33 protein-coding genes are annotated in these 26,787 nt (G+C 68.0%); 14 read left to right on the plus strand and 19 right to left on the minus strand.

Annotated features, from left to right (window positions below):
• Nucleotides 1–22: 22 nt before the first annotated feature.
• Together UC32_RS00520 and UC32_RS00525 are read right to left on the minus strand one after the other, a co-directional pair.
• Nucleotides 23–748, minus strand: coding sequence for a GAF and ANTAR domain-containing protein (locus UC32_RS00520; protein ID WP_045729356.1), 726 nt, complete (start codon nt 746–748; stop codon nt 23–25).
• 223 nt (nt 749–971) lie between these two features.
• A complete protein-coding gene (locus UC32_RS00525; protein ID WP_045729357.1) occupies nt 972–1,256 on the minus strand; it encodes a DUF1540 domain-containing protein in 285 nt (94 codons plus the stop codon).
• A gap of 244 nt (nt 1,257–1,500) precedes the next feature.
• Between UC32_RS00525 and UC32_RS00530 the strand changes: the two genes are divergently transcribed.
• The 3 genes from UC32_RS00530 to UC32_RS00540 all read left to right on the plus strand — a co-directional run bounded on the left by UC32_RS00530 (nt 1,501) and on the right by UC32_RS00540 (nt 4,333).
• Nucleotides 1,501–2,730 (plus strand): carboxylate-amine ligase, encoded by a 1,230-nt coding sequence (locus tag UC32_RS00530; protein ID WP_082071831.1) that lies wholly within the window; start codon nt 1,501–1,503, stop codon nt 2,728–2,730.
• 192 nt (nt 2,731–2,922) lie between these two features.
• The gene (locus UC32_RS00535; RefSeq protein ID WP_045729358.1) at nt 2,923–3,297 is read left to right on the plus strand and encodes a cupin domain-containing protein; all 375 of its coding nucleotides are present in this window, start codon (nt 2,923–2,925) and stop codon (nt 3,295–3,297) included.
• Nucleotides 3,298–3,343: 46 nt separating this feature from the next.
• Nucleotides 3,344–4,333: an alpha/beta fold hydrolase gene (locus UC32_RS00540; protein WP_045729359.1), complete on the plus strand. Its 990-nt coding sequence runs from the start codon at nt 3,344–3,346 to the stop codon at nt 4,331–4,333.
• 13 nt (nt 4,334–4,346) lie between these two features.
• Here UC32_RS00540 and UC32_RS00545 read toward each other — a convergent pair whose 3' ends face one another.
• The 6 genes from UC32_RS00545 to UC32_RS00570 form a co-directional block, all read right to left on the minus strand.
• Nucleotides 4,347–4,970, minus strand: coding sequence for a CDP-alcohol phosphatidyltransferase family protein (locus UC32_RS00545; protein ID WP_235423542.1), 624 nt, complete (start codon nt 4,968–4,970; stop codon nt 4,347–4,349).
• A gap of 3 nt (nt 4,971–4,973) precedes the next feature.
• The gene (locus tag UC32_RS00550) at nt 4,974–5,396 is read right to left on the minus strand and encodes a hypothetical protein (RefSeq protein ID WP_235423543.1); all 423 of its coding nucleotides are present in this window, start codon (nt 5,394–5,396) and stop codon (nt 4,974–4,976) included.
• A 94-nt stretch (nt 5,397–5,490) separates the two neighbouring features.
• Complete coding sequence (locus UC32_RS00555) at nt 5,491–6,255, minus strand: ABC transporter permease (protein WP_045729361.1); 765 nt, start codon at nt 6,253–6,255, stop codon at nt 5,491–5,493.
• Nucleotides 6,255–7,040, minus strand: coding sequence for an ABC transporter ATP-binding protein (locus tag UC32_RS00560; protein ID WP_045729362.1), 786 nt, complete (start codon nt 7,038–7,040; stop codon nt 6,255–6,257). The genes UC32_RS00555 and UC32_RS00560 overlap by 1 nt, the downstream gene beginning before the upstream one ends.
• Nucleotides 7,037–7,408 (minus strand): DUF1048 domain-containing protein, encoded by a 372-nt coding sequence (locus UC32_RS00565; RefSeq protein ID WP_045729363.1) that lies wholly within the window; start codon nt 7,406–7,408, stop codon nt 7,037–7,039. The genes UC32_RS00560 and UC32_RS00565 overlap by 4 nt, the downstream gene beginning before the upstream one ends.
• A gap of 1 nt (nt 7,409) precedes the next feature.
• On the minus strand, nt 7,410–7,739 hold the full coding sequence (locus tag UC32_RS00570) for a PadR family transcriptional regulator (protein ID WP_045729364.1): 330 nt from the start codon (nt 7,737–7,739) through the stop codon (nt 7,410–7,412).
• Nucleotides 7,740–7,946: 207 nt separating this feature from the next.
• Between UC32_RS00570 and UC32_RS00575 the strand changes: the two genes are divergently transcribed.
• The gene (locus UC32_RS00575) at nt 7,947–8,303 is read left to right on the plus strand and encodes an SPW repeat domain-containing protein (RefSeq protein WP_015938169.1); all 357 of its coding nucleotides are present in this window, start codon (nt 7,947–7,949) and stop codon (nt 8,301–8,303) included.
• 123 nt (nt 8,304–8,426) lie between these two features.
• Here UC32_RS00575 and UC32_RS00580 read toward each other — a convergent pair whose 3' ends face one another.
• The 5 genes from UC32_RS00580 to UC32_RS00600 form a co-directional block, all read right to left on the minus strand.
• Nucleotides 8,427–9,173 carry an ABC transporter permease gene (locus UC32_RS00580; RefSeq protein ID WP_045729365.1) on the minus strand — a complete coding sequence of 249 codons (747 nt, stop codon included), beginning with the start codon at nt 9,171–9,173 and terminating at the stop codon, nt 8,427–8,429.
• 106 nt (nt 9,174–9,279) lie between these two features.
• Nucleotides 9,280–10,806: a glycosyltransferase family 39 protein gene (locus tag UC32_RS19970; protein WP_052690483.1), complete on the minus strand. Its 1,527-nt coding sequence runs from the start codon at nt 10,804–10,806 to the stop codon at nt 9,280–9,282.
• Between the two features lie 94 nt (nt 10,807–10,900).
• Nucleotides 10,901–11,275 carry a hypothetical protein gene (locus UC32_RS00590; RefSeq protein WP_052690484.1) on the minus strand — a complete coding sequence of 125 codons (375 nt, stop codon included), beginning with the start codon at nt 11,273–11,275 and terminating at the stop codon, nt 10,901–10,903.
• A 193-nt stretch (nt 11,276–11,468) separates the two neighbouring features.
• The gene (locus UC32_RS00595; RefSeq protein WP_045729366.1) at nt 11,469–12,299 is read right to left on the minus strand and encodes an oxidoreductase; all 831 of its coding nucleotides are present in this window, start codon (nt 12,297–12,299) and stop codon (nt 11,469–11,471) included.
• 34 nt (nt 12,300–12,333) lie between these two features.
• Nucleotides 12,334–13,218, minus strand: a complete 885-nt coding sequence (locus UC32_RS00600; protein WP_045729817.1) for an aldo/keto reductase — start codon at nt 13,216–13,218, stop codon at nt 12,334–12,336.
• 94 nt (nt 13,219–13,312) lie between these two features.
• On the opposite strand from UC32_RS00600, the gene UC32_RS00605 reads away from it, so the two are divergent.
• The gene (locus UC32_RS00605) at nt 13,313–14,224 is read left to right on the plus strand and encodes a helix-turn-helix transcriptional regulator (protein ID WP_045729367.1); all 912 of its coding nucleotides are present in this window, start codon (nt 13,313–13,315) and stop codon (nt 14,222–14,224) included.
• Nucleotides 14,225–14,446: 222 nt separating this feature from the next.
• A complete protein-coding gene (locus tag UC32_RS00610) occupies nt 14,447–14,824 on the plus strand; it encodes a hypothetical protein (protein ID WP_045729368.1) in 378 nt (125 codons plus the stop codon).
• Nucleotides 14,825–14,859: 35 nt separating this feature from the next.
• Here UC32_RS00610 and UC32_RS00615 read toward each other — a convergent pair whose 3' ends face one another.
• Entirely contained in the window at nt 14,860–15,414 is a 555-nt protein-coding gene (locus UC32_RS00615; protein ID WP_152642517.1) for a hypothetical protein, read from the minus strand.
• A gap of 100 nt (nt 15,415–15,514) precedes the next feature.
• Between UC32_RS00615 and UC32_RS00620 the strand changes: the two genes are divergently transcribed.
• The 3 genes from UC32_RS00620 (at nt 15,515) to UC32_RS00630 (ending at nt 17,275) form a co-directional block, all read left to right on the plus strand.
• Entirely contained in the window at nt 15,515–15,931 is a 417-nt protein-coding gene (locus UC32_RS00620; protein ID WP_045729370.1) for an MmcQ/YjbR family DNA-binding protein, read from the plus strand.
• 165 nt (nt 15,932–16,096) lie between these two features.
• Nucleotides 16,097–16,855, plus strand: a complete 759-nt coding sequence (locus UC32_RS00625; protein ID WP_045729371.1) for a phosphotransferase — start codon at nt 16,097–16,099, stop codon at nt 16,853–16,855.
• Between the two features lie 75 nt (nt 16,856–16,930).
• The gene (locus tag UC32_RS00630; RefSeq protein ID WP_045729372.1) at nt 16,931–17,275 is read left to right on the plus strand and encodes a YciI family protein; all 345 of its coding nucleotides are present in this window, start codon (nt 16,931–16,933) and stop codon (nt 17,273–17,275) included.
• 125 nt (nt 17,276–17,400) lie between these two features.
• On the opposite strand, the gene UC32_RS00635 is transcribed toward UC32_RS00630, so the two are convergent.
• The 5 genes from UC32_RS00635 to UC32_RS00655 all read right to left on the minus strand — a co-directional run bounded on the left by UC32_RS00635 (nt 17,401) and on the right by UC32_RS00655 (nt 22,005).
• Nucleotides 17,401–18,387, minus strand: a complete 987-nt coding sequence (locus UC32_RS00635; protein WP_045729373.1) for a sensor histidine kinase — start codon at nt 18,385–18,387, stop codon at nt 17,401–17,403.
• On the minus strand, nt 18,384–19,067 hold the full coding sequence (locus UC32_RS00640) for a response regulator transcription factor (protein ID WP_045729374.1): 684 nt from the start codon (nt 19,065–19,067) through the stop codon (nt 18,384–18,386). The genes UC32_RS00635 and UC32_RS00640 overlap by 4 nt, the downstream gene beginning before the upstream one ends.
• Before the next feature lie 4 nt (nt 19,068–19,071).
• Nucleotides 19,072–19,755, minus strand: coding sequence for a DedA family protein (locus tag UC32_RS00645; RefSeq protein WP_052690485.1), 684 nt, complete (start codon nt 19,753–19,755; stop codon nt 19,072–19,074).
• A 19-nt stretch (nt 19,756–19,774) separates the two neighbouring features.
• Nucleotides 19,775–20,536, minus strand: a complete 762-nt coding sequence (locus UC32_RS00650) for a phosphatase PAP2 family protein (protein WP_082071833.1) — start codon at nt 20,534–20,536, stop codon at nt 19,775–19,777.
• 491 nt (nt 20,537–21,027) lie between these two features.
• Nucleotides 21,028–22,005, minus strand: coding sequence for a type IV toxin-antitoxin system AbiEi family antitoxin domain-containing protein (locus UC32_RS00655; RefSeq protein ID WP_045729376.1), 978 nt, complete (start codon nt 22,003–22,005; stop codon nt 21,028–21,030).
• Nucleotides 22,006–22,491: 486 nt separating this feature from the next.
• Between UC32_RS00655 and paaA the strand changes: the two genes are divergently transcribed.
• From paaA to paaE, 5 genes are read left to right on the plus strand one after another with little or no spacing between them, the layout of a single operon-like run.
• Nucleotides 22,492–23,514, plus strand: a complete 1,023-nt coding sequence (gene paaA, locus UC32_RS00660) for a 1,2-phenylacetyl-CoA epoxidase subunit PaaA (RefSeq protein WP_045729377.1) — start codon at nt 22,492–22,494, stop codon at nt 23,512–23,514.
• Complete coding sequence (gene paaB, locus UC32_RS00665) at nt 23,511–23,984, plus strand: 1,2-phenylacetyl-CoA epoxidase subunit PaaB (RefSeq protein WP_045729378.1); 474 nt, start codon at nt 23,511–23,513, stop codon at nt 23,982–23,984. The genes paaA and paaB overlap by 4 nt, the downstream gene beginning before the upstream one ends.
• Nucleotides 23,981–24,925 (plus strand): 1,2-phenylacetyl-CoA epoxidase subunit PaaC, encoded by a 945-nt coding sequence (paaC, locus tag UC32_RS00670; RefSeq protein ID WP_200896288.1) that lies wholly within the window; start codon nt 23,981–23,983, stop codon nt 24,923–24,925. The genes paaB and paaC overlap by 4 nt, the downstream gene beginning before the upstream one ends.
• Nucleotides 24,926–24,960: 35 nt before the next feature.
• Nucleotides 24,961–25,488, plus strand: coding sequence for a 1,2-phenylacetyl-CoA epoxidase subunit PaaD (paaD, locus tag UC32_RS00675; RefSeq protein WP_045729820.1), 528 nt, complete (start codon nt 24,961–24,963; stop codon nt 25,486–25,488).
• Nucleotides 25,489–25,498: 10 nt separating this feature from the next.
• Entirely contained in the window at nt 25,499–26,740 is a 1,242-nt protein-coding gene (gene paaE / locus UC32_RS00680) for a 1,2-phenylacetyl-CoA epoxidase subunit PaaE (protein ID WP_045729379.1), read from the plus strand.
• Nucleotides 26,741–26,787 lie beyond the last annotated feature (47 nt).

A 26,787-nucleotide genomic window follows, 5' to 3' on the forward strand; every position in this document is an offset into this window, starting at 1 on the left:
CTGAGAGTCAGGCGCCTTTGCGTCAGATGCCGGGAGGAGCGGGAGGGGCAGCCCCGGCCACCAGCTCCGTGCTGACCTCCGCCAGGGTGCCCCCGGAATTCCTGGCCGAGGCGATCAGCCGGCCCAGGGCGTCATCGTGGCCGATGCCGTGCCGCTCCATCAGCATCCCGCAGGCCCGGTTGATGGTGTCCCGGGTGGCCAGGGTGGTTTTGAGCTCGCCGGCCATCCGCAGCGGAACCTCGGTGCCCTGGATGTGCGCCAGCAGGGTGGCGGCAGTTCCGGCGAACAGGGGCAGCACCCGGCCGGTGGACTCGCCGTACTGGCCCGGCAGTGCGGAGTAGATGTTGAGGGCCCCCAGCGCCTGGCCGCCGGCCATCAGCGGAGCGCTGGCCACGGAACGGACTGCCGTGTCCAGGACAGCTGCACGCCAGTTGGGCCACCGCTGGTCAGTGCGGACGTCCTCCACAATCACCACTTCTTCGGCGGACCATGCGGTGAGGCACGGGCCTTCGTCGAGTTCGTACTGGACGGCGTCCAGCTGCTCCACGAGGGGATGGGTGGCGGCACTGCTGATCCGGTTGCCGCCGGCGTCCAGGATGGACACCCCGGCTTCGGGATTGCCGGGGAGGGATTCCTTGATGGCCCGGGCCATCAGGGCGACGGCGTGGCGTGCTTGTTCCTCGGTCAGCAGCAGCCCGTGGATGCGTGCGATGGTGTCCGAGAGGTCATCGAGGGGGAGCCGCTTCATGCTGGGCAGGCCTGTTCCGCGTCTGCATCCATTGCCGCCGGTGGACTGCAGCGGCTACTCGCGCCGGCCTGTGCAGAGGGAGCCGGGGAGGACAGGCCCTGGTGCCCGTCACGTTCCAGAAATGTACCGGCGTTCGCGGGGGAAGTACAGCGGGAAGCGGCCGGGGACAGCAGTGCACCCGGAGCGGAAGCCGCCCCGGGTGCACCATGCGTGAAATGCCGGGCTACGCGTGGGCGTAGGTAAGGCAGTCCGCGTTGTCCCTGCCCGGGCCGACATGGACCTCGGGCGCCTTGCACATCAGGTGGTCGTTGTGGACGCATTCGCTGCGCTGGCAGGCCCCGACGTCGGCGAGAACCTTGGGCAGGCCGCCGTGGACGCCCACCTCGATGAACGTGGCGCAGTGGGCGTGGTTTTCGTCGCCGCCCACGGTGATGGCGGCGGCGTTGCAGTTCGTGTGGTCGTTAAAGGAACAGTTCGTTACGCTGCAGTCCGCGACGTGCGTTGTCATGGAAAGTCCTCCTTGGCCGGCCACCCCGGGCGGGCAGCTCCGTTTGACCACCGTAGACCCGCGCGGGCCAATCAAAAAGACCCAATTGTCTTGCCTAATTGGCCGCTCACAGCGGGTGTTGCCAGCGGCTGCCCTGGCCTGCGCGCCCTTCCCGGCGGCCAATCCTCGTGCTTATCCTGTACTTCTCGGCGGCAAGCAGCGACCGTCAGCAGGTACCCACGGCGTGGCCAACGGGAAGGCTGGCATGAACGGGCAGGAAGCAGCAGGGCAGAACCCGCGGCAGCAGGACGGCACGACGGCGGCAAACAGCGTCCGGAGCAACGGCGCCGGGCGTCCCGCGCCCAGGACGTTCGGGGTTGAAGAGGAACTGCTGCTCGTGGACCCGGGCAGGGGTGACGCGGTGCCCATGGCCGGCGCGTTGCTGGACCTGTACGTCCGGCCGTTCGAATCCAGTTCCGGGCCGGTGCTGACGGCCGAGTTCCAGCAGGAAATGATCGAAGTGGTCACCCCGCCGCACTCCACTCTCGCCGGTCTGCGGGCTGACATCGTGGCGGGCCGGGACATTGCCCGGCAGGCCGCGGAGGATGTTGGCGTCCGGGTGGCCGCGCTGGGCACCTCGCCGCTGCCCAGCGATCCCCATCCGGTGCGGCTGCGCCGGTTCGCGGCCATGGTGGAGGAATACGGCCTGACCGCCCGGGAACAGCTGACCTGCGGCACCCACATCCATGTGTCGGTGGAGTCTGACGAAGAGGCTGTAGGGGTGCTGGACCGGATCCGGAACTGGCTGCCGGTGCTGGTGGCCCTCAGCGCCAACTCCCCGTTCTGGCACGGCGAGGACACCGGATACGCCAGCTACCGGTCCCAGGTGTGGAGCCGCTGGCCCTCCGCCGGGCCGCTGGACATCCTGGGCACCCCCGACGCCTACCACCAGCTGGTGCACGACATGGTGAGCACCGGCGTCGCCATGGATGAAGGCATGATCTACTTCGACGCCCGGCTGTCCCGGCACTATCCCACCGTGGAGGTGCGGATCGCCGACGTCTGCATGATGCCGGAGAACACAGTGCTGCTGGCCGGGATCGTCCGCGGGCTGGTGGAAACGGCCGCCCGTGAATGGCGGGCCGGGACGGACCCCGCCCCGGTGCCCACCGCCCTGCTTCGGCTGGCCGCGTGGAAGGCCAGCCGCTGGGGGCTGCGCGGGGAACTCCTGGATCCGGTGAGCAGCAGGCCCGGGCCGGCCCTCGGCGTCGTCAATTCCCTCCTGCACCATATCCATGGGGCGCTGGAGGACATGGGCGACCTGCAGCGGGTGGAGGAACTGACGGACCAGCTCCTGCACACCGGCACCGGAGCCGTCCGCCAGCTTGAGGTCCTGCACCGGACCGGTGACCTGGAGGACGTGGTGGACGACGCCGCCAACTGTACGGTGGGGTCCGAAATCCAGGGTGCACGGCGGGGGATCCCGGGGGATTGACAGCGGCCCCTCCCGGGCGCACGCTGTTACCGCTGGGGCCTGCATTGGTGCGGCCTGGATGCCGGCGCGGCTGATCAAAGCCCGGCGTGGAACCTGTGGCGTTGAACCCCACGGGCGGGCGGCCAACCATCCCGGAGCTGCCCCGGCGCCCCGGACGAACAGTTGAAAATGCTCCCTGTCTGGAGAACGAAAATGGCCGGAGAAACTGCCGCAGCGCTTGAAGCGAAATCCTTTGATGAACCCGACGAAAAGCGCCGTCCCCCGAACACCGTGGTGGATGTGGTGCACCTTGGCGGCACCACCCTGGCCCGGCTTACCTTTGAGCGCGGCTGGCGCTGGTCCGAGACTGTCAAGACCGTGGTCCACACGGACAGCTGCCAGGTGAACCACGTGGGCATCTGCACCGCGGGGACACTGACCGTCCAAATGGACGACGGCTCACGGACCACCATCAGCGCAGGCCACGCCTACGCCGTTCCGCCGGGGCACGACGCCTGGGTGGAAGGCGATGAGACCTTCGTGGGCTACGAGATCCTGAGCGCAGCCGCGTACGCCAAGCCCGAATGAGCCGCGCCTGATTCCCGCCTGATCCCGCCCACCGGGCCGTCCGCGCATGTTCCGCCTCAGGGGAGCCACCGACGCCGAGCTTCGGAAGAAGCCCCGGCGCGGGTTGCGCCGGGCCGGGTTGGTCCTGCTCGCCGTCGTGGGCCTGCTTCTGGCCTCCACGCTGCTGAACCTGTTCCTGGAGTCCCGGGAGCGGGCCACCGTCCAGCCGTACGGGGAACGGGTGGCGGTGGCCGGCGGCAGCCTGAACGTGGTGCGGAACGGTCAGCAGGGCCAGGCCATCGTGCTCCTGAGCGGGCTGGGAACCCCGGCCCCCGGCCTGGACTTCCAGCCGCTGGTCCGTGAGCTCAGCGGCTTCGACGTCATAGTGGTGGAGGGGTTCGGCTACGGTTACAGCGACATGGAGGCCGGGCCGCGGAGTAACGGGAACATCAGCAACGAACTCCACCAGGCGCTGGAGTCGCTCCAGGTTCCCCGGCCGTATGTCCTGGCCGGCCACTCCATCTCCGGGTTCTACCTGCTGGACTATGCCAACCGGTACCGCAGCGAGGTGGCGGCCGTGATCGGCATCGACGCCTCCATCCCCAAACCCGGGGACGGGCCTGTCGCGGAGCCGGATCCGGGCGTCAACTGGGCCCGGATCCTGTCCGCCACCGGGCTGGTGCGGGCCGTGGCCTCGGTGGCTCCCGCCGTCGTGGATCCGGACAGCACCGCCTTTACCGATGACGAACTGAAGCGCATGCGCATGATGAGCTCGTGGAATTACGGCAACCCCGCCGTGGCGGATGAGACCGCCCGGATCGCCAACAATGCCGCGGCGCTGCGGGGCGTCACCTACCCGGATGACCTGCCGGTCCAGGCCTTCATTGCCGATGAACACACGGACCGGACCGCGGAAAAGGTTTCTGCCGCCGAGAACTTGCTCAAGAACGTGGCGCGGCACCAGGTGCTGCCCCTTGAGGGAGGGCATTACCTGCACTGGACGCAGGCGCCGCGGATGTCCGAGGCTATCCGGGAGTTCCTCGGCCCGGCCGGCTGAAGGACATCACGGACTACCGCACAGGCCGGACGGGGTGCCCCGCGCCGGGCCGTGGGGCCGCTTCCGTGGACGCACGGTGGCGCCGTTCAAGCACGACGACGTCACGGCCAAAGGAGAACAGGAGCAGCGGGAGTGCCACGGCCGGAGCGGCGGCAGCTAAGGCGGGCGGCATGCCAGGGACCTGGGCGATGACCAGCGCAAGAAGCAGGGCCAGCGGCTGGACGGCGCCGATCACCTTGCGTGCCGTGCTCCGCGGCAGCGGCTCACGCAGGTGCGGCCGGACAATCCCCGCCGCCGCCACCAGGTAGTACATGGCGCCGATGGCCAGCGTCCACGGGCCCACCACCGTGACGGTGGCAATGGACAGGACCAGCACCAGGAAGGCATCCGTGGCGGAATCGAACCGGGCTCCCGCGTCCGAGGCGGTTCCGGTCCGCCGCGCCACCGGACCGTCCACGGCGTCGAGCAGGAGTGCCGTGCTGCCCAGCACCACCAGAAGCAGGCCGGGCACCTGGCCCGGAACGTCCCCGGTGAACAGCGGCGGGATGGCCAGCACGGCGCAGACGGCGGCGAGGGTGGCACGGACCAGGGTGATCCGGTCGGCCGGCGTCGGGCGCCAGGTAGTGATGGTCTCCACCACTCAAGTATCCCGGCGCAGAGTTCCCGGACGCGCGGCCTCCGGAATGCTGCTTCGGTTGCCGCCGTGCCGGCCCCGGCTGCTGCGGGCAAGGCCCACCGCGGCCAGGATAGTTCCGGCGCCTTCGGCAACAGCGCTGAGGGTCTTCGAGAAAAACCAGACGGGATCGTACATGGCAGGGAACGGGCCGAACGCCGGGACATCAACGTACCGGTAGAGCATCACGGCGGCGAACGCGCTGAAGGCCACCACCAGGGCCGCGGCATAGGAGGCGCGGCTGCCGCGGACCAGCACCCACAGCCCCACCAGGACTGCGGCGGCGGCCTCGAACAGGAACAGGGTGCCTTGGCTGATGACGCCGGACGGCGCGTCCTGATGGCCCGGGGCGAGGAAAAGGTGCACCCCGGCGTCGATGAACAATGCCACAGCCGTCAGAATTCGGAGGACCACATTAGTAAGACGCCCAGAACGCCGAAGTGGTTCACCGCGGGTAGCGGTGAACCATTCCAACCGGCTGTGGTCAGCCGGACTTCCTGCGGTAGATGAATGTCGCGAACCCGTAGGCGACGGCCAGGATGCCCACCAGCCAGGCCAGGGCAACCCAGATGCCGCCGCCCACCGGTTCCTGGGCGAGCAGCGCACGGATGGTGTCCACAATGGAGGTGACCGGCTGGTTCTCGGCGAACCAGGCCACCGGGCCCGGCATGGACGCAGTGGGGACGAACGCCGAGCTGATGAACGGGAGGAAGATCAGCGGGTAGCTGAAGCCGCTGGCCCCGTCCACGGTCTTGGCCAGCAGGCCGGCGATCACGGCGATCCACGTCAGCGCCAGGGTGAAGAGCGCGAGGATCCCGACGACGGCGAGCCACGCCGCCACGGACGCACCGGACCGGAAGCCCATCACCAAGGCCACGCCCACCACAATCGCCACGGCGGCAAGGTTTGCGGCCAGCGAAGTAAGCACATGGGCCCAGAGGACGCTGGGCCTGGCCACGGGCATGGACCGGAACCGTTCGAAGATGCCGCCCTGCAGGTCCAGGAACAGCCGGTACGCGGTGTAGGCCACGCCGGAGGAAATGGTGATCAGCAGGATGCCGGGCAGCAGATAGTTGACGTACGGTCCTCCCGCACCGGTGCTGATGGCCCCGCCGAACACGTAAACGAACAGCAGCATCATGGCCACCGGGGTCACCGCCGTGGTGATGATGGTGTCCGGGCTGCGGAGGATGTGGCGCAGCGACCGGCCGGTGAGGACGCGGGTGTCGCTGAGGACGTGGGTGCTCATCACAGTCGCTTTCCGACGAGGGCCAGGAAGACGTCCTCGAGGGAGGGCTGCTTCTCGACGTATTCCACCGTGGCGGGCGGCAGGAGTTGCTTGAGCTCGGTGAGCGTGCCGTTTTGGATGATGGTGCCCTGGTGCAGGATGGCAATCCGGTCTGCCAAATGTTCTGCTTCGTCAAGGTACTGCGTGGTGAGCAGCACCGTGGTGCCCTGCCCGGCGAGCTGGCGGACGGTCTGCCACACCTCCAGGCGGGCCTGTGGGTCCAGGCCGGTGGTGGGCTCGTCGAGGAAGATGACGGGCGGTTTGCCAATCAGGCTCATGGCGATGTCCAGCCGGCGGCGCATGCCGCCCGAGTAGGTGGCGGCCCTGCGGTTCCCCGCCTCGGTGAGGGCAAACCTGGCCAGGAGTTCCTCCGCGACGGCACGCGGTTCGGTCAGGTGGCGCAGCCTGGCCACCAGCACCAGGTTCTCCCGCCCGGTGAGCACCTCGTCCACCGCGGCGAACTGGCCCGTCAGGCTGATGGACCCGCGCACCCCGGCCGGCTCCGCGCCGACGTCGCACCCGTTCACCGTGGCGGTGCCCGTGTCCGCTGCCAGCAGCGTGGACAGGATACGCACCAGGGTGGTTTTGCCCGCGCCGTTGGAGCCGAGGAGCGCGAAGATGGTCCCCGGCGCCACGTCGAAGTCGACGCCCCGGAGGACCTGCAGGTCCTTAAACGACTTTTCGATGCCCCGCACCCGGATGGCGGGTTCCCGGACTGCGGGTTCCGGGACGGCTGCCGCGGTCATGGTTTGGATTCCTTCCTCTTCGCATCGTCCACGGCCTCGATCAGCCGGGCGCGTTCCTTGTCGATCCAGCGCTTGCCGCCGTAAGCCTGGGCGAAGGATTCGGCAAATTCCACGGGGTCGCTGCCCACGATGTCTCCTACCGGGGTCCCGTCGATGGCGGCGCGTTCCCAAAGGTCGGCGAGGTCGGAGATCATCTGCACCATGGTGTCGCCCTCGGTGACCCCGCCGTAGTACATGAGGTACCTGTTGAAGGCCGCGGCGGCGGTGAGGTAGGGCTCGGGCAGCGCGTCCAGGCGTGCCTTGGCCTGCTTGTACTGCTTCTTCTGCTCGAGCGGGCCGGTGAGTGCTTCGATCCATTTGGCGGCCATGTCAGTTACCTTCCTGGTGGAGCTGTTCGATACGTTCTGCGAGGAAGCTCCACGTCCTCCAGAACTCTTCAAGTTCCCGGGTGCCCACGGCGTTCAGCGAGTACACCTTGCGTGGCGGGCCCTTCTCGGACGGGACCTTCTCCACGTCCACCAGGCCGCGCTGTTCGATGCGGACCAGCAGTGCGTAGACGGTGCCCTCCGCAATGTCCGCAAAGCCCTGGTCCCGCAGCCGCGTGGTGATCTCGTAGCCGTAGGCCGGCCGGGTGGCAAGGATCGCCAGGACGATGCCTTCAAGGGTGCCCTTGAGCATTTCCGTCATCTGTTTGCCCATGTGCCGCTCCTGCTACTTAGTGTTGCTGACTACCACTACATAGTAACACTGGGTACTGGCGGCGCAAGAGGTTTTTTCGGGCTGGTCCGGCGGGCCCTTTTGCCCTTGAAGATGGCGTCCCCGAGGCGTTGACTTAAGTTGCGGGCAGCAGTGTCCGCGGGGCGGGAAGGCAGCGGGCCCCACCGTTCCGGACAGAAAGGAAATTCAGTGACTAAGTGGTATCGGTGGCAGGACTGGGCAACAGTTGCCGCCGGACTCTTCACTGCGGTCGCGGTCCTCTGGACCCGGCAGCTCAACTTGTCCACAACCTGCATGCTCGTTTTCGGCGGGCTGCTGGTGGTCAGTGGCCTGATCAACCTGGCCATGCCCGGTATGCCGGCCATGGAATACGTCCAGGCCATCCTGGCCGCAGGACTGGTCCTCTCGCCATGGCTGGGGACCTACACAGGCGCCACGGGAGCGGCGCTGACATCGTGGATCGCAGGTGGAGTGGCGCTGGTGGTTACAGCAGCCGCCATCAAGCCGAGCACCGACGTCCGCCACGCCTACCGCGTCTCGCATTAGCACCGGAATCCGCCACGGCCGGAGCGCCGCGGAGCGGGGTTGGGCCCGCCACCAGCAGCCGAGGCCGTGGCGAAGCTATGTCCGCAGGCCTTTTCCGGGCTGCTCCGGGCGTGCGCCGCGCGGTCAGGGAATAGCCGGCCGCACCTTCACGCCGCGCAGGGAGCGGAGAAGTACGACGGCGGTGACGGACCCCGCTGCCATGATGGACGCGAGCACCACCACCTGGAACCGGCCCGCCTCCAAAGGTGAGGCACCGCCGAAGATGGCGCCCACGAACGCGCCGGGCAGGGTGACCAGGCCTGTGGTTTTGGTCTGGTCCGTGGAGGGGATCAGGGCCGAATGCACGGACTGCCGGGCCTGCGCCAGCGTGGCAACACCCGCGGTGGCACCCAGCGCCAGCCAGCCTTCCACCTGGTCCCACTGCTCATTGACGGCCTCGTAGAACCGGCGCCCGGCCAGGGTGGCAATGCTCATGCAGTTGCCGATCACGATCCCGCCCACCGCCAGCACGTACCGCGGCGTGAAGTCGATCGCGCCGGTTGCGAACACCACGGCCAGGGTCACCGTGATGCCCAGGGCCATCGTCCCGGCCACCACGGCAAACCGGTGCCACTGCCAGCCCAGCCGGCGGGCCGCCGTCGTGGCCGCCACGCTGAACATGACCAGCAAAGCCGCGCCCACCCAGAGTGGATCGCTGATGATTCCGCCCAGGATGAGGCTGATGAGAGCCAGTTGGGCGGCGCCGCGGAGGATGGCCACGGCGGGGGCAAGGTAATGCGGAGTCCGGGAGCCCCACAGGACGCCCACCGTGAGGGCCACCAGGATGGCGAGCGCCGCCAGGGTGGGCAGCAGGTCGGTGAGGTGGGGCATCAGGCCAGCGTATCCCGCCCCAACTAGGTAGCAGCAGATGTCGTTATGGGGCCTCAAAACGACATCTGCTGCTACCTAGTTGGGGAAATTAGAATCGCGCCGCCGGTCAGGAGCAGGTGAAGGAAATCAGCAGCATGCGCTCGAAGGGCCGGTGGCCCGTTTCCCGGCAGCCTGCTTCTGCGAAGGCGGCGAGGTTTGCCGGCGCCCCGCCCTGGCCGACATAGAGGACATTTCCGCGGCGGGCCAGGTCCCTGGCCGAAACGGGCGAGTTCACGCCCCACAGCGTTCCGGACTCGGCAGGGCTTTCGGCGAGTGCGAGGTCAGCTACGCCGTCGAAGTGTTCCGGGTAGGCCAGGGCGAGGTCGCGCAGGTACGGTTCCCCGAATACGACGGCGGCGGGCCGGGGGAGTTCCCCGTCCAGCATGCGGGCGATGCGGCGCTCTGTGTCGGCGGGTTCGTTGACCACGCTCTTGATGGTCAGTTGGGGAACCAGGCTGCAGAGGACGACGGCGGCGAGCGCCACCGGGCGCAGCCAGGCTTTCCGGGCGGGCAGCTGGGAGATGCCCAGGCCCACCAGAAGGGCGAAAGCGGGGGCGGTGAAGGTCAGGTACCTGGCCACGTAGACCGGCTGGGCCACCAGGGTGACCAGCAGGAGCCCCAGGGCCGGGAGGATGATGATGGAGAGGCCCAGGACGATGAGCGTCCTGTGCCGGCCGTGGCGCCTTGCTGCCCAGATGCCCCACACCACCAGCCCTACCTCGAGTACGCCGAGCACCAGCATGGACCCGAGGACCCACTGCGGCGGCGCGTTGTTGGTGGGCCTGTCATCGCCGTAGAAGAACTGCTTCACGGCGGCGGTCATGAGAATCTGGGCGAGGGACCGGTTTTGGATCCAGTCCACCTGCGCCTTCTGGCCCAGCGTGTGGAGGAGGAACGGCAGCACCGTGGCCCCGGCCAGGGCGGAGGCTACCAACGTGCCGATCACCCGGCGCCGCAGGATCACCGCTGCCGCCGCGTGCGCCATCACGGCGAGGACGAAGAACATGAACATCCAGACGCCCACCGCCGCGCACAGTCCGTACAGCACCCAGTCGAGGACGCGGTTGGATTCCCAGGCCCGCAGCAGGAGCAGGGTGAGTGCCACGGCCAGCAGGGCTGTGAATGCGGACTGCCGGGCCTCGGTGCCGGCCCAGACCATGCGGGGCAGGAAGGCCAGGACCAGGCCGGCGGCGATGCCAGCGGTGGGGGAGCCCAGCTTGCGGCCAATGACGGTTGTTCCGGCGCAGGCCAGCCCCACGGCCAGGGCGGACGGGATCCGCATGGCGATCTCCGAGAAGCCGAACACGGACGTCCAGAAGTGCATGAAGAGGTAGTACAGCCCGTGCACCGCATCCACGGACTGCAGGAGCAGCAGCAGTTCGCCGGGTGTGCGGCGGGCGGCGGAGATGGTGGCGATCTCGTCGTCCCAGAAAGAGGGGATCCACAGGCCCACGAAGGCGACGCAGAATGCGAGGAGCCCCAGTGCGGCCGGGAGCTTCCAGCCACTAGGTGCTGCGGCGGAGTCCGGGGCCTGCCGGCGGCTCCCGAGCTGGTCCGGTGTGCCTGGGTGCGTCGCAGTCCTCTGAGTTTCCACCCGTTGACCCTACACGGGGCGGCGCACCCAGTTTCCCGTCCTCCAACTAGGTAGCAGCAGATGTCCTTATGGGGGCTCAAAACGACATCTACTGCTACCCAGTTGGGGAGGGGAGCGCGGCGGCAACGTCCACGGCTTCTTCGAGGGTGGCCGGCATGGCGGAGTGGAAGGCAGCCAGGGCGTCGGCTCCCCGGACTCCGGAGGCAAGCACCACCACGTGGACCACGTCATCGAACGCTGCGCTGCAGGCGAGGACATCGCCCAGCCCGTGCTGCCAGTGGGGTCCAGGTTCTCCGTGAGGTTGGAAGACCACCCACCAGCCGGCATTGCCCGCGTCCAGGAAGACGTACCCGCCGGCCGGGTGGAGTGCATACCCGTTCACGCCGCGGCCGCCGTAACCTTCCACTTCGTCGGGAGCGGCGGCGAACCTAACCCCGCTGTCCCGTTGGGGTAGATCGTCCCAGCGCATGTGCCCTGCCTTTGCCCGTGCCAACCCCTGCACGTCCATCACACGCCCGGAGGCCGGAAAAGGAGCCAGCTTGCCGGTGATTTTGACGGGTTCTTGACGCACCCCTGCAACTAGGTAGCAGCAGATGTCGTTATGGGGGCGCAAAACGACATCTGCTGCTACCTAGTTGGGCGAGCCTGCGGGGCAAGGGGGGCTAGCCGGCGATGTCGGTGCTGGTGCTGAGATCCTTCCACTGCTCCCGCTCGGCCAGCTGGGCGTCGGCCACCATGCCGAACGCGCCGTAAGCGTCCGTGCCCAGGAGCAGCAGCGCCGGCGGATTCCCGGATTCCGCCACCGTGATGATGGCTTCCGCCGCCTTCGCAGGATCTCCGGCCTGGTTGCCGTCCATCGTGTCGTTCTCCTTGCGCCGCTTGCCGGCCGTGTCCGCGTAGTCCCCGATCGGCGTCGCGGACTGCGTAAGCGAGCGGCCGGCGAAGTCGGTGCGGAAGGCGCCCGGTTCCACGGCGGTGACGCTGATGCCCAGCGGCTGAACCTCGTTACGGAGCGATCCGCTCAGCCCCTCCAGCGCGGCCTTCGTGGCGGAGTAATAGCCGGACCCGGCCGGGGTGATGCGAGCGCCGATGGAGGAGATGTTGAAGATCGCACCGGCTTTCCGTGCCCGCATGCCGGGCAGGACTGCCTTGATCATGTCCACCGCGCCGAAAAAGTTCGTGTCGAACAAACTCCGGATGTCGCCATCATCCGCTTCTTCAACGGCCGCGCGGTACCCGTACCCGGCGTTGTTCACCAGCACGTCCACGCTGCCGAAGCGCTCCTCGGCCTGCCGCACCGCGTCCGCCACCTGCGCCGTGTTGGTGACGTCCAGGGGGAGGACCAGGCTGGTGTCCGGGTGGGCCGCCGCGATGTCCTCCACCGCTGAGGCGTTTCGGGCGGTGACGACGGCGTTGTGCCCGGCCGCGAGCACGGCCTGGGCCAGGGCACGGCCAAGTCCGGTGGAGCATCCTGTGATGAGCCACGTTGCCATGAGGGGTTCCTTTCGAAGGGTATGTGGGGTGGGATCAGGCTTCGGGGATGGGCATCGCGAACCGTTCCAGGCGCGCTTCGTCCGGGTCCGGCCCGCTGCGCCTGCCCGTATCCAGTGCGTCGATGGCCGCGATGTCCGCAGCGCTGAGTTCGAAGTCGAACACGTCGAAGTTCTCCGCGATGCGCCCCGGGTTGGTGGACTTGGGAATGGCGGAGCGGCCCTGCTGCAGGTGCCAGCGGAGCATCACCTGGGCGGGTGTCTTGCCGTGGGCCTGCCCGACGGCGGCAATCACCGGGTCTTCCATGACGTTCCGCCGGTTTTCATCGCCCCAGCCGGGGTAGAACGTGATGCCGCCGATGGGCGACCACGCCTGGGTGAGGATTCCGCTGGCCGCATCGGCCGTCTGGACGTCCGGCTGGGCGAAGTAGGGGTGCAGCTCGATCTGGTTGACGGCCGGGACCACGTCGGTTTCCTCGAGCAGCTGCTTGAGGTGGTGCGGCATGAAGTTGCTGACGCCGATGGCCCGTACGCGTCCTTCCGCCAGCAGGGTTTCCAGGGCTTTGTACGCGGCGATGGTCTTGGCGAACCGGTCCGGCGCGGGCTGGTGCAGGATGAGCAGGTCCAGCTGTTCCACCCCGAGCTTCCCCACGGCCTTGTCCCAGGCGTGCAGGGTTTCGTCGTAGCCGTAGTCGCTGACCCACACCTTGGTTTCGATGAACACCTCGGAGCGGTCCAGGCCGGAGCGGCGGATGCCTTCGCCCACCTCGCGCTCGTTGCCGTACGCGGCGGCGGTGTCAATATGCCGGTAGCCGGCCTGGAGCGCGGACTGGACTGCCGCCGTCGTCTGTTCCGGTGGGCTTTGGAAGACGCCGAGGCCCAGGGCGGGCATGGTGACGCCGTTGTTGAGGGTGAGTTCCATGGTCATGCCTTTCACGGTATTTCGGTTTGCTGGGAAGTGGGAGGGTGTGCGGGTACCTCCCTGACATGCCGGGCCGGCGCGTACCGTGGAGGCCATGACACACAGCGACGACGTGCGGAAGTTCCTGACCTCCCGCCGTGCCCGGATCACGCCGGAGGAGGCCGGGCTGCCTGCGTACGGCGGGAACAGGCGGGTGGCGGGGCTGCGCCGCGAAGAGGTGGCCATGCTCGCGGGGATGAGCATCGATTACTACATCCGGCTGGAGCGCGGGAACCTGTCCGGTGCGTCGGACAGTGTCCTGGAAGCCCTGGCACGGGCGCTTCAGCTGGACGACGCCGAGACGGCCCACCTGTTCGACCTGGCCCGGGCAGCCACCGCGGCGCCCCGGGTTCGGCGCAAGCGGAGCCCGCAGACGGTGCGGCCCAGCGTTCAGCGCATCCTGGATGCCATTACGACGGCGCCGGCCTGGGTCCGGAACGACCGCGGCGATGTCCTGGCCTCCAATGAGCTTGGCCGGGCGCTGTACCAGGACATGATGGCCGAGGAAGTCACGCCGCCCAACAGCGCCCGGTTCACGTTCCTGAATCCGAAGGCGCGGACCTTCTTCCGGGACTGGGAGCGCAGTGCCGATGACATTGTGGCCGTGCTGCGGTCCACAGCCGGGAAGAACCCGTACGACAAGGACCTCACGGACCTCATCGGCGAACTGTCCACCCGCAGCGAGGAGTTCCGCACCCGCTGGGCCAAGCACGACGTCAAGTACCACCGCACCGGCCGCAAGCGCCTGCACCACTCAGCGGTGGGGGACCTGGACCTGACCTACGAGGCGCTTGAGCTCCCGGCCGATCCGGGCCTGCGGATCAACGTGTATACGGCCGAGCCCGCCACGCCATCGGAGGACGCGCTGAAGGTCCTGGCCAGCTGGGCCGCCACGCAGCAGAGTTTGGACGTGGCTGGCGGGGCTTCCGGGTCTTCCTTAGGGGTGCGGGACCAGCTTCGGCCCTGAGCTTCGTTGTTTCGGCGGCGCTGCGCTGCGCTGATTCGTTTCCGACGCGCATGTCCTATCTCGCGGCCCATATATCCGGGGCGCCAGCGAATCTGCGCGTCATGGTCGGATGTGCGCGTCGCCAACGGCAGACCGCGTACGACGGCGGGAGGCCAGTTTCGCGGTCACGCCCGGTCAGGCGCGGGCCAGGGGCGTGGCCAGGGCCGTGGTTGGATGGTTGGCATGGGGAAACGGTTGGATGGCGGCGTCTTGATGGTCTTTGCCGTCACCTTGCTGTTCCTGTCGGTGTTGTCGACGTTTATGGTGTTCGGCTCCGGATTCGACTGGGACCCCGATGACTATTCACCCCAATATTGGGAGGCCGAGATCCCCAAGCGCCAGTGGATCATGGCCATCGGCGTTGCCGTTCCCGCCGCCTCCATGGCAACCGCTGCCGCGTCGATGTTCGCCCTGCCCCGCCGGCGTGTACGCATCATTTTCGGCGGACTGGTGGCGGTACTGGCGTTGGTGCCATTCGTTGTCAGCTGGTACCTCGGGGACGACGCCGTGAGCAGCGCGCAGTACTGGGCCTACAAGAGCCAAGGCAGCTACCCGCGGTAACGGACCTCGCAAGCCCCGTCCCGCCGTCGTGCTTCCTAGTTGGAGCCCGGGACGCGCGGAGTGCGGGCGGCATAGACGTTGTCGTGGATTTTCTTGAATCCGCCCTGCTCGAGCTCACTGGCGTCGTAGCCGTCCGGCACCAGCACCACGGAGACGAGCCCGTTGGAGCCGGTCCGCACAATTTCCCGGTCGCTACTGGTTCCCGAGCCGCAGGCCGTGCCCCACTGCGTGGGGTGGTTGTCCGGGACGAAGGTCACGCACAGGTTTTTCCGGTCCTGGTCTCCGCTGAGGAAGTAGCGGATGCCTGCTTCCTCCGCGGCCAACCTCACCGTGAACCCTTCGATTTGCAGGGGCGAGACACCGTCGGGAAGGGCGTCAGCCGCAGTGGCTGGGCGGTCCAATATGGCCAGCTCCGCGGACTTGGGAAGCGGGTTCAACCAGACGCCCAGTGCCAACGCGACGACGATCGCGAGGATGATGAGGACTGGCACGTTCAGGGTCTTGCCTGCAACCCGCGATGCCCTTAGTGTCGATGGCCCCTGCTCGCGGGATGCGTGATTGTTGGCCGCGTCAGTGCCTTCGTGTTCCATGCGTCTGCCCCCTCAGGCGTTGGTCCCCCGAGCCTACAGGAACCGGATCCGGCAGTTGCGGGTATTGCAGCCTTCCCGGAGGCGGGGCTACGTTGTGGCGATGGAACGCAAGGCCAAGCCCGAAGACATCGACGCCATCTGCAGCGGCCTGCCCGAGGTGGAGCTCGGGGTTTCCTGGGGTGACCGGCCCACGTACAAGGTGCCGCGGGGACCCAAGGGCCGGGGCTTCGTGCTGTACCGCGCGCCGCACAAAACGGCTGTGGACCCGCAGACGGGGGAGCAGTACCAGGACCTGCTGGTCATTGTGGTCCCGGATGACGCCGCCAAAGCAGCGCTGGTGGAGGACCCGACCGTTCCGTTCTTCACCATTCCGCACTTCGACGGATACAACGCCGTCCTGGTGCAGGAATCGCGGCTCGGGGAGATGGGGCGGGACGAACTGGCCGAGATCATCGTGGAGGCGTGGGCCGCCCGCGCTCCGAAGAAGCTGGCCGCCGAGTTCTTCGCCGGCCGCTGACTCTTGGTGTGCGCTCCAGCCCAGTTACCTTTGGGGACGTTGGGCAGGGAGCCGCTGACACGCCGTCGTCCCGGGCGTGTTGGGGTGGCGGGGATCCACTAACTGGGCGGGAACGCACGACGGCGGCCGCACCGTCCGGACCACCGCGCCGGGTATCGTGGCCGGGTGAGCGCTGAAGAGCAGGAACTGGCCGGCGGGAACGCTTCCGGAAGCGTTGTCCGGGTGGGTGACACGGTCCGGAAACCCTGGCTGGACACGTCGCCGGCGGTTCAGGATTTCCTGGCCACGCTGCGGCAGGCCGGCGTGGACGTTCCCCAGCCGCTGGGCCGGGACAACAAAGGCCGGGCCGTGGTCGAATTCGTTAGCGGCCCCTCCGCCATGGACCGCCTGCCCATGAACCTGCAGGACCTGGTCCGGGTGGGCGGCATGATCCGGCAGATCCACGACGCGAGCGAAGCCTTTGCCATCCCCAACCCGGACTCCTGGGAGATGCTGCTGCCCGCCGAGCAGCCGGACCTGATGTGCCACAACGACCTCGCGCCCTGGAACCTCATCACGGGCGAGCGCTGGGTTTTCATCGACTGGGACGGCGCCGGACCGAGCACACGGCTGTGGGACCTGGCGTATTCCGCACAGTCATTCGGGCTCCTCATCGAAGGCGAACCGGTGCAGGACGCGGCACTCAGGCTTCGTGCTTTGGTGGACGGGTACGACGCCGATGCCTCCTTGCGTGCCGCGCTTCCTGCTGCGATGGTGCGGCGGACGGCGGCCATGTACCAGCTCCTGGAGTCCTCCCACCAGTCGGGCTTCCAACCCTGGGCGGACATGTTCGTGAACGGACACGGCGCCCACTGGCAGGCGGCCGCCCGGTATGTCGAACGGAACCAGCAGGCCTGGGCGGACGCGCTCGCAGCAGGCGACTGACCGCCGTCGTACTTCCCTTGTGGCCGCGGCCGGAATTCCCTGTCGCTGCGGTCGCGCACGTGGCACCATCGAGCGATGACCAAGTACCTGATTTCCTTCCCGGGCAAGGGCCAAGCCATGAACCTCACGGAGGAGGAGTTCCCCATCGTGGTGGCGGAGTCCCATGCCGTGATCGAGGAGGCCAAAGCTGCCGGTGTGTACGTTTTCGGCGGCGGGATCGCGGAGGATGTGGCTCCCGTGCTGGTGCAGGCTGACGGCTCCGTGGGCACGGACATCTACCCGGGCTCGGACCTCACCGGCGGGTTTACCGTGCTGGAGGTGCCTACCCGGGCGGAGGCCGAGGAGTGGGCCCGGAAGATCGCAGCGGCCTGCCGCTGCGCCCAGGAGCTGCGCGAGTTCATGTACGACCCCGCCAGCTGACCGCCCGGCCGCGACCCGCATATCCGTTCTCGACCCGCATATCCGCGGGCGCACCCCACATACCCAGTGCGAAATCGAGGATGCGCGTCGCAGACGGAGATCAGCGTCGGGGACCGGCCCAAACCTCAGAAATGGGCCAGCGGAAGGGCTAGCCGCATGGTGGTTCCGTCCGGCCCGGTGCGGGCCACCTTCACCGTGCCACCTGCACCGGAGGCGATCTCGCGGACCAGGGCCAGCCCGATCCCAAAGCTCCGCTTGCCCGGGGAGTTGCCCGGCCCCGGCGCACGGACAAAACGGTCGAAAATCCGGTCAGGGTCAACGCCGGTGATTCCCGCTCCCGTGTCCGCCACCTGAAGCACCGCAAACGAACCCTCCGCCGAGGCGCTGATGGTGATGGTCCCGCCGTCGGGCGTGTGCGTAAGCGCGTTGTCCGCCAAGGCCAGCACCGCGCGGCGCAGGGAACCGGGATCGATCCGCGCAAGCGGCGCCGCACTGGAGGTGAACTCCAGCCGGACCCCCTGCTGCTCCGCCAGGTCCTGCAGGTCGGCCGTCACGGAACGGGCCACCGAGGCCACGTCCACCGGATCGGCAGCTTCCGCAGCACCCCCGGTGGCCGCCAGGAGGAGCTCGTTGACTATCGCGGTCATGGTGCCCGCGTCCTCCCTGATGCGTGCCAGGGCCTGGCCGGTTTCGGAACCCGGCTCGGCCTTGCGCTGCGCCAGCTGGATGCGGGTGTCCAGGATGGTCAGGGGCGTGCGCAGTTCATGGCTGGCGTCCTGCACGAACTGCCGTTGGCGGGCCAGCGCTTCACCCAGGGGGCGGATGGCGCTGCGGGCGCTGAGCCACCCCACCACGCCGGCCAGCACCACGCCTGCCAGCCCGGCCAGGATCATCCCCTCGATCAGGTCCGTCGAATCAAGGTACGTGTAGGCCTTGCCGGGTGCCGTGGACCCGGGCTGCACCGGGTTGGCGAGCCTGTACATGAGGAAGGCGGTGGCGGCGGCAAGGAGGCAGAGCACCAGCACCGCGCACGCGGCAGTGATCCGCAGGCCCACCTTCAGCGAGGCGCGCCGGAGGGTCTCGGCATCCCCGGAGGCGGGAGCCCCGGTCACGTCGGGTCGCCGATCTGGTAGCCCACGCCGTGCACGGTGCGTATCACCGTCCGGGAAATCTTCCGCCGCAGATGATGGACGTAGGTGTCGATCACCCCGGGCTGGTCGGTGGGATGGAAGTGGCCCGTCAGCAGTTCGTCGCGGGTGAACACCCGGCCGGGTTCCGCCGCGAGGGCCGCCAGGACTTCGGCCTCCTTCGCGGTGAGGGACACCGTGTGCCCGTACACGGAACGCACCGCGCGCGAGGCCGGGTCCAGCTCCCAGGTGCCGATGCCCACCAGGGCGGCGCCGCCGTCGTCGGGCGTACTGTACGTCCGCGTGAGGGCGCGCAGCCGCGCGGCCAGCTCGCCGGCGTCGAACGGCTTGGTCATGTAGTCGTTGGCGCCGGCGTCCAGCCCCTGAACCTTCTGGTCGGTGTCGCCCAGGGCGGTGAGGATGAGGATGGGCGTAGCCACGCCCTTGGACCGAAGGGCCGCAATCACGCTGACCCCGTCCATCACGGGCAGGCCGCGGTCAATCACCATCACGTCCCACGGCTGGGTCAGCCCCAGGTGCAGGCCCTCCTGCCCGTTGGCCGCCAGCCGGACCGCATAGTCCGGTTCCAGCAGCTCGGCGATCAGCGGACCCAGCACGGGATCATCCTCAATGAGCAGCAGGGCCAGCCGTTCCGCGGTTGTCATGCGCCTATTCTTTCTCAGCCGGCCCGGCGGCGGTGCCGGCGGTGCCAGCAGCCGCGGCAGCCTTGCGGCGGCGCTTCACGAACTCCACCACCCACGGCACCACTGAGACCAGCACCATCACCACGGCAATGACGTCGATGTTCTTCGCCACGATCTCGTAGTGCCCCAGCCACGTCCCCAGGAGCGTCACCGACGTTGCCCAGACGGCCGCGCCAACAATGTTCCAGAGGGCGAAGGACCGGTACTCGTAGCGGGCGGCGCCGGCGGTGAGCGGGGCGAAAGTGCGCACCATGGGCACAAAACGGGCGAGCACGACGGCGGCGCCTCCATGGCGGCGGAAGAAGTCTTCCGTGGCGGTCAGGTGCGCCGTTTTCAGGATGCGGGCATCGTCCTTGAACCAGCGGCGGCCGAACTTCCGCCCGATGATGTAGCCCACCTGGTCGCCGGCAATGGCGGCCGCGGTGATCACCCCGATCAGCACGGGCAGTGCCAGTTGCAGCTGCTGGTGCAGGAGCCCGGCCGTGAAGAGCAGCGAGTCGCCGGGCAGGAACGGGAACAGGACGCCGGATTCGATGAACACCATCGCGGCGATCACGCCCAGCGCTGCCGGTCCCAGGCCTTCCAGGAGGCTGGCCGGGTCCAGCAGGGACGGTGAACCGGCGGTTGTCACGGCCGCCAAAGCAATCATGTTGTGCATATCCAGTCCCTTAGATCCGGCCCGAGCGGGGCATAGCGGCGGCGGGCAGGCGCTCCACAAGCTGCGGGGCGAAGCGGTTCCAGAGTCCGGCGAGCAGGACCGCTGCGGCGCTCGCTGCCAGGAAGGACGCCGCCACATCCGTGGGGTAGTGCACGCCGATGTAAAGCCGGGACCAGGCCACCACCACGGCCATCACCGCACCGGCCACCGCCACAACTTTCGCCCAGCGGGTGCCGCGGGCCAGGAAGTACAGCGCGAACGTCAGTGCGACGGCAAAGGAGGTGTGGCCGCTGGGGAAGCTGTTGGAGCCGGTCTCCGGGGCGAGGGGATCGAAAAGCAGCGCCGGGTTGGGCCGCTGCCGGGCGAAGATCAGCTTGAAGGCCTCGCTGGCCACCCAGCCCGAGCACGCCGTGAGGCCGAACGCCACGGCTTTCAGCAGGTCCCGCCGGAACACCCAGATGCCCAGTGCGGCTGCGGCGACGATCAGGAGGCCCGCTGCTGGGCCGAACAGCAAATTGATTCCCATGGCCACGACGGTCAGCGCGGCGGCGTGGTGCAGGCTGAGGGTTTGGTCTACGCCCAGTTCCGCGGCGGTATCGCCGGGCACCAGCTGCACGGCCAGGCCAATCACCACGACGGCGGCGCACAGCAGTGCTCCCACCGGCAGCCAGTGGCGGGGCTGGGGGAGTGCCCGGAACCGGGTGCCGACGGCCGGGGAAGCCGAGGGTGCGGGGTGCTGTTGACCGCGTGTGTTGTCTGGTGGCTGGTGCATCGGCTTCCTTGGGGAGGGGACGGGCCGCTGTCCGGCCCACGTTTCAACCTTCCCAAGGCGCCCTTAAGAAAGGCTTAAGAACTCCTGTGCCCGCCGCAATCGGGTTTCTCGAAGCAGCTTCCACACAGGCTGACTGGCGCACCCCGCCGGCCGGGAGTCCGGTCCCGCTGCGCATGTGCGTTTTCGACTCGCACATTCGTCGGCGCCCCGGAGATATCACGTGCGTCGTTGAGGATGGGGGTCGAAAACAGGGTTGTGCGTCGCGTTCGGAGATGCGCGTCGAAAACGGGGGAGCGCGTCATGGCCAGGTCAGCGCGTCGAGGGACCCGGAACGCGTACGACGGCGGGGCACTCCTGCCGCTGCGCATGTGCGTTTTCGACTCGCACATTCGTCGGCGCCCGGGAGATATCACGTGCGACATCGAGGATGCGCGTCGAAAGCGAGGATGCGGGTCGAGTTCGAGGGTGCGCGTCGAAAACAGGGGCGCGCGTCATGGCCAGGTCAGCGCGTCGAGGGCTCCGGAACGCGTACGACGGCGGGGCACGCCTGCCGCTGCCAGTTTGCCTTCCAGAACTCCCGGCTTCATGAGTTCGTCCCAGTCCCACCTCTCCACGTGCAGACCGGTGGCGCGGATCCGGTTCTCGCGGTTCTTTTCCGCCACGACTGCCTGGGACGCTGTTTGCCCCTTGAGGAACTCGGGCTTGACGTACTTCTCCACGCCATCGAACTCACCCACAACTTTCGCGCCCTTCCAGAAGAAGTCCGCGTAGCCGATCAGGTTGCCAGCCGCGTCAACGATCGGTGCCTGCAGGAGCGGGGCCTCGAACCCCGCCACGTGTATCAACGCTCGGCTGAGTGATTCCCCCGCAGAGCCGGATGCAGGATCCGCAAAGTTGATGACCGCCCGGATCCTCCTGCCCGCAGCAGCTGTGTAGTTCGAGCCGATACCGGCTTCCAGTTCAGCCTTGGTCAGTGCCGGCAGTCGGCGTCCCCTGTCCGGGCGAAGTACGTGGTCCATGGGCGCCACGGCATGGGTGAACGGTACCGACGCCGCCAGGTCCAGGACTGTGCGGACGCGGTCCGTGACCAGGAGCCCATCCCGGGCCACGACGGATAAGCCGGCCGGCGGCGCAAAGTGGCGGCTGACGCCGGCACGGGACCGGCCGCCGTCGTTCTTGAATGTGAGGGCCTGGACCGGGTGCTGCTGCCCGATGGTGGGGACGCCCCACACGCTGGCCGCTGAGTGCCTCGAAAACACGGCGGGCTTCTGGAACGTCTCGGCCGCGGCCTGGATGCGGAGACGGTACTGCTCCCACTCCTTCAGGTTCCGCCATGCCGGCCCGTCCGTGTAGACGCCGTGCCGGATCCGGACAAGGTGGCCGGCCCGTACACGTTTGGCCAGGTGGTCCGGGCTCAGCCCATGGAACAGGCGGTCACGGGACAGGAGGAGCGGTGGCAAATCGGGCATGATTCGAGGCTGCCAGCCGCAGGGTGCCCGGCGGAACCAGCACCTGCCGCTATGTGGAGAACTGCTGAGGACGCGCGGGTTCGTTCTCGACCCTCTGGTGAGATGGCGCACCGGATATCTGGGCCGCGCCATCGAATGTGCGCGTCGAGAACGGGTAGGGGTGTCGAGGGCGGCCGCGCGGCCAACTGAGCCCGCGTTCGTGTGGAGAACTGCTGACGACGCGCAAGTTCGTGCTCGACCTGCAGGTGAGATGGCGCACCGGATATCTGGGCCGCGCCATCGAATGTGCGGGTCGAGGACGGGTAGGGGTGTCGACGGCGGCCGCGCGGCCAGGTGAGCGCGCGTCGCAAACGCAGCCGCCCAGCCAGAAGGGACAGGCGGCACGGGCGGCAGGCTTGACGGCCCCAAACGCTTCCGCATATCCTGAACGAACGGTCGGTAAATAATTCGAGCCGCGTCCCAGAAGGTCATTGCATAGGAGCAACCATGGCAGCGCAGAACCTGCAGTCAGTGCCCGCTGAGCCAGCAGCCAATCAGGCCCAGGCCCAGGCGGCCCAGCAAGAGGCAGACGCAGCCGGGCAGGCCCACTTCGACCGCGTCATCGCCGAGGATTCGCGCATTGAACCCAAGGACTGGATGCCGGCCGCCTACCGCAAGACGCTGCTGCGCCAGGTGTCCCAGCACGGGCACTCGGAGATCATCGGGATGCAGCCGGAGGCCAACTGGATCTCCCGCGCCCCCAGCCTGAAGCGCAAGTCCATCCTGATGGCCAAGGTCCAGGACGAGGCCGGCCACGGGCTCTACCTCTACAGCGCCGCCGAAACCCTCGGACAGTCCCGCGACAAGATGATGGACGACCTCATCGCCGGCAAGGCCCGCTACTCGTCCATCTTCAACTACCCCGCGCTCACCTGGGCGGACATGGGCGCCATCGGCTGGCTTGTAGACGGCGCAGCCATCTGCAACCAGGTCCCGCTGTGCCGTGCCTCCTATGGCCCCTACGGCCGCGCCATGGTCCGCATCTGCAAGGAAGAATCCTTCCACCAGCGCCAGGGCTTCGAGATCCTGCTGGAACTCTCCAACGGAACGGCAGCGCAGAAGCAGATGGCGCAGGACGCCGTGAACCGCTGGTACGCCCCGGCGCTGATGATGTTTGGCCCGCCGGACGACGATTCACCCAACTCCAAGCAGTCCATGGCCTGGAACATCAAGCGGTTCAGCAATGACGAGCTCCGCAGCCGCTTCGTGGGCATGATGGTGGAGCAGGTCCGGGTCCTGGGCCTCACCCTCCCCGATGACCAGGTCCGCTACAACGAGGACACCAAGAAGTGGGAACACGGCCCGCTGGACTGGCACGAGTTCCAGGAAGTCCTGGCCGGGCGAGGCCCCTGCAACGCCCAGCGCCTTGAGCGCCGGAGGGAGGCGCACGACGACGGCGCCTGGGTCCGCGAGGCAGCCGCCGCCTACGCAGCCAAGCAGCTTAACAAGCAGAAGGAATACGCAGCATGAGTCCCCACGGCAACCCGGAAGCCCCCGCAAGCGGCGCCGCAGAAATCAACCGCGAAGCCCCGAAGGCCAGCCCGGTGGTTGAGTCTCGCGAGGTTTCGACAAGCTCAACCTCCGACGGCCGGCCGGTTTCGACAAGCTCAACCACCGACGGCCGGCCGGTTTCGGCAAGCTCAACCACCGCCCATGACCGCTCCGCCTGGGGCCTCTGGGAGGTCTTCGTCCGGTCCAGCCGCGGCCTGAGCCACGTGCACGCCGGATCCCTGCACGCCCCGGACGCCGCCATGGCCCTCCGCAATGCACGGGACCTCTACACCCGCCGCAACGAGGGCGTCTCCATCTGGGTTGTCCCGGCCGACGCCATCGCCGCCAGCGATCCCGATTCCAAGGGCAGCTTCTTCGAGTCCCCGCAGGGCAAGGACTACCGGCACGCCACGTACTACACAAAGAGCGAAGGGGTAAAGCACCTGTGAGCACGCCCCAAACGAACACCGAAACCACACACACAGAAGGCCACGGCGACATTTCCACCGGCATGGCCGCGCCCATGGGAGGCGGCGATTCCAGCGCCTCCGCCACCCGCATCACCCCCGGCAACGCCCTCCGCCCTGAGGACATCGCCCTCGAGGTACGGACCGGCCTGGCCAAGCCCACCGAGGACGTGGCGGAGTACGCCCTGCGCCTCGGTGACGACGCCCTGATCCTCGCCCAGCGCCTGGGCCACTGGATCTCCCGTGCCCCGGAGCTGGAGGAGGACATCGCCCTGGGCAACATCGCCCTGGACCAGCTGGGCCACGCCCGCAGCTTCCTCACCTACGCCGGCGCAGCCATGACCAACGATGACGGCACGCCCAAGTCCGAGGATGACCTCGCCTACTTCCGCCGCGAGCACGAGTTCCGCAGCGTCCAGCTGTTCGAGCAGCCCAACGGGGACTTCGCAGCCACCATCGCCCGGCAGTTCGTGGTGAGCTACTACCAGTTCGAGCTGTACCGCCGCCTTACCGAGTCCACTGACGCCACCCTGGCCGCCATTGCCGCCAAGGCCGTGAAGGAAGTGGATTACCACCGGGACCACAGCGCCCAGTGGATCCTGCGCCTGGCCGGCGGAACCGACGAATCAAGAAAACGCATGATCCACGGCCTCCGCACCATGTGGCCGTACGTGGGCGAACTGTTCCGCGACGACGACCTGACGGCCAGGCTCGCGGAGGCGGGCGCCGCCGTCGCGCCTTCCAGCCTGAAAGAAGACTTTGACCGCCTCACCGGCGAAGTCCTCGAAGAAGCCGAACTCGAGGTGCCGGACGTTCCCGTAGCACCCGGCGGCGGCCGCGAGGGCAGGCACTCAGAGCACCTGGGCTACCTCCTGGCGGAGATGCAGGTGCTGGCGCGCGAGCATCCCGGTGCGAGCTGGTGACAGCCGTGTACATCTCGGACTTCGAATCCCGGACCATGACCCCGCGCCAAAAGGCCTGGGACATTGCCTCCACCGTGTGTGACCCGGAGATCCCGGTGCTCACCATCGAGGACCTGGGAATCCTTCGGGACGTGCAGATTGAGAAGAACGACGACGGCGGCGCGGCCTCCGCGGGCACGGCGCCGAAGGTGCGGGTCACCGTCACGCCCACGTACTCGGGCTGCCCGGCCATGGACGCCATCCGCGACGACGTAATAACAGCGTTCGCCAAGGAAGGCTACGCGGACGTCGCCGTGGACCTGGTGCTCGCCCCGGCGTGGACCACGGACTGGATGACGGAGGCAGGGAAGGCGAAGCTGCAGGAGTACGGCATCGCCCCGCCGTCGGGCATGTCCAACGCAGCACGGCACGCCGGCCCCATCCGGCTGAGCCTGGCCGTGAAGTGCCCGCAGTGCGCCAGCCTGAACACCAAGGAACTCACCCGCTTCGGGTCCACGTCCTGCAAGGCGCTGTATGTGTGCCAGGACTGCAAGGAACCGTTCGACTACTTCAAAGTCCTCTAAGGAACTCCCCATGACTGTTGTCCGCCAGACCGCCGCCGAGGAGGCGCAGGCCACCGGCCGCCGTCGTCCGTCCTTCCACACACTCGCCGTGAAGGAGGTGCGCCGGCTCACCGAGGACGCCATCGAAGTCTCCTTCCATGTGCCCGCGGAGCTCGCCGGCCAGTTCGACTACCTGCCCGGCCAGTACGTGGCGCTGCGCACCACGCTGCCGGACGAGACCGGCGAGCCGAAGGAAATCCGCCGCAGCTACTCCATCTGCGCCGAGCCGCGCAGCTTCGAGGACGGCAGCAGCGAGATCCGGGTGGCGGTGAAGAAGGACCTGGGCGGGCTGTTCTCCACCTGGGCCAACGCCGAGCTGAAGGCCGGGGACACGCTGGACGTGATGAGCCCCATGGGCGCGTTCATCTCCAAGCACGGCCGGGACGGCAAGGCCGTGGAGCAGAACCGGATGAACTCGATGAACAACCCGGAGGCACTGGCCGGGGATGTGGCATCCAGCGGTGAGGCGAGCTTCGTGGCCATCGCGGCGGGCTCCGGCATCACCCCGGTGATCGCCATCGCCCGGACGCTGCTGGCCGCCAACCCGGAGTGCCGGTTCGACCTGATCTACGCCAACAAGGCCGCCATGGACGTGATGTTCCTGGAGGAGCTGGCGGACCTGAAGGACAAGTACCCGCAGCGGCTGGCCCTGCATCATGTGCTGAGCCGCGAGCAGCGGATCGCGCCGCTGCTGAGCGGCAGGATCGACGCCGAGAAGCTGCAGCAGCTGCTGGGCACCGCCATCCACGCGGACGATGTGGATGAGTGGTTTCTGTGCGGGCCGTTCGAGCTGGTGCAGCTGTGCCGGGACACCCTGGCCGAGCGTGGCGTGCAGCCGGAGAACGTCCGGTTCGAGCTGTTCACCAGTGGCAAGCCGGACCGCCCGGAGGGCCACGCAGGCCGTCCCGTCATCGTGGACGAGTCCCAGGAGACCTACAAGATCACCTTCAAGCTGGACGGCCTGCAGGGCGACGTTTCCAGCCCCACGCATGCCCGCGAGTCCATCCTGAACGCTGCGCTGCGGGTGCGCCCGGATGTGCCGTTCGCGTGCGCCGGGGGAGTGTGCGGCACGTGCCGGGCCAAGGTGGTCACCGGCACCGTGACCATGGACGAGAACTACGCGCTGGAGCAGGATGAGCTGGACAAGGGCTACGTGCTGACCTGCCAGAGCCACCCCACCAGCAAGGAAGTCACCGTCGACTTCGACGTGTAAACACCCGGTGGTTGAGCCGGTCGGTGGTTGAGCTCGTCGAAACCCGA

This window comes from Pseudarthrobacter chlorophenolicus (genome assembly GCF_000962805.1).
Classification (GTDB): Bacteria; Actinomycetota; Actinomycetes; order Actinomycetales; family Micrococcaceae; genus Arthrobacter; species Arthrobacter chlorophenolicus_A.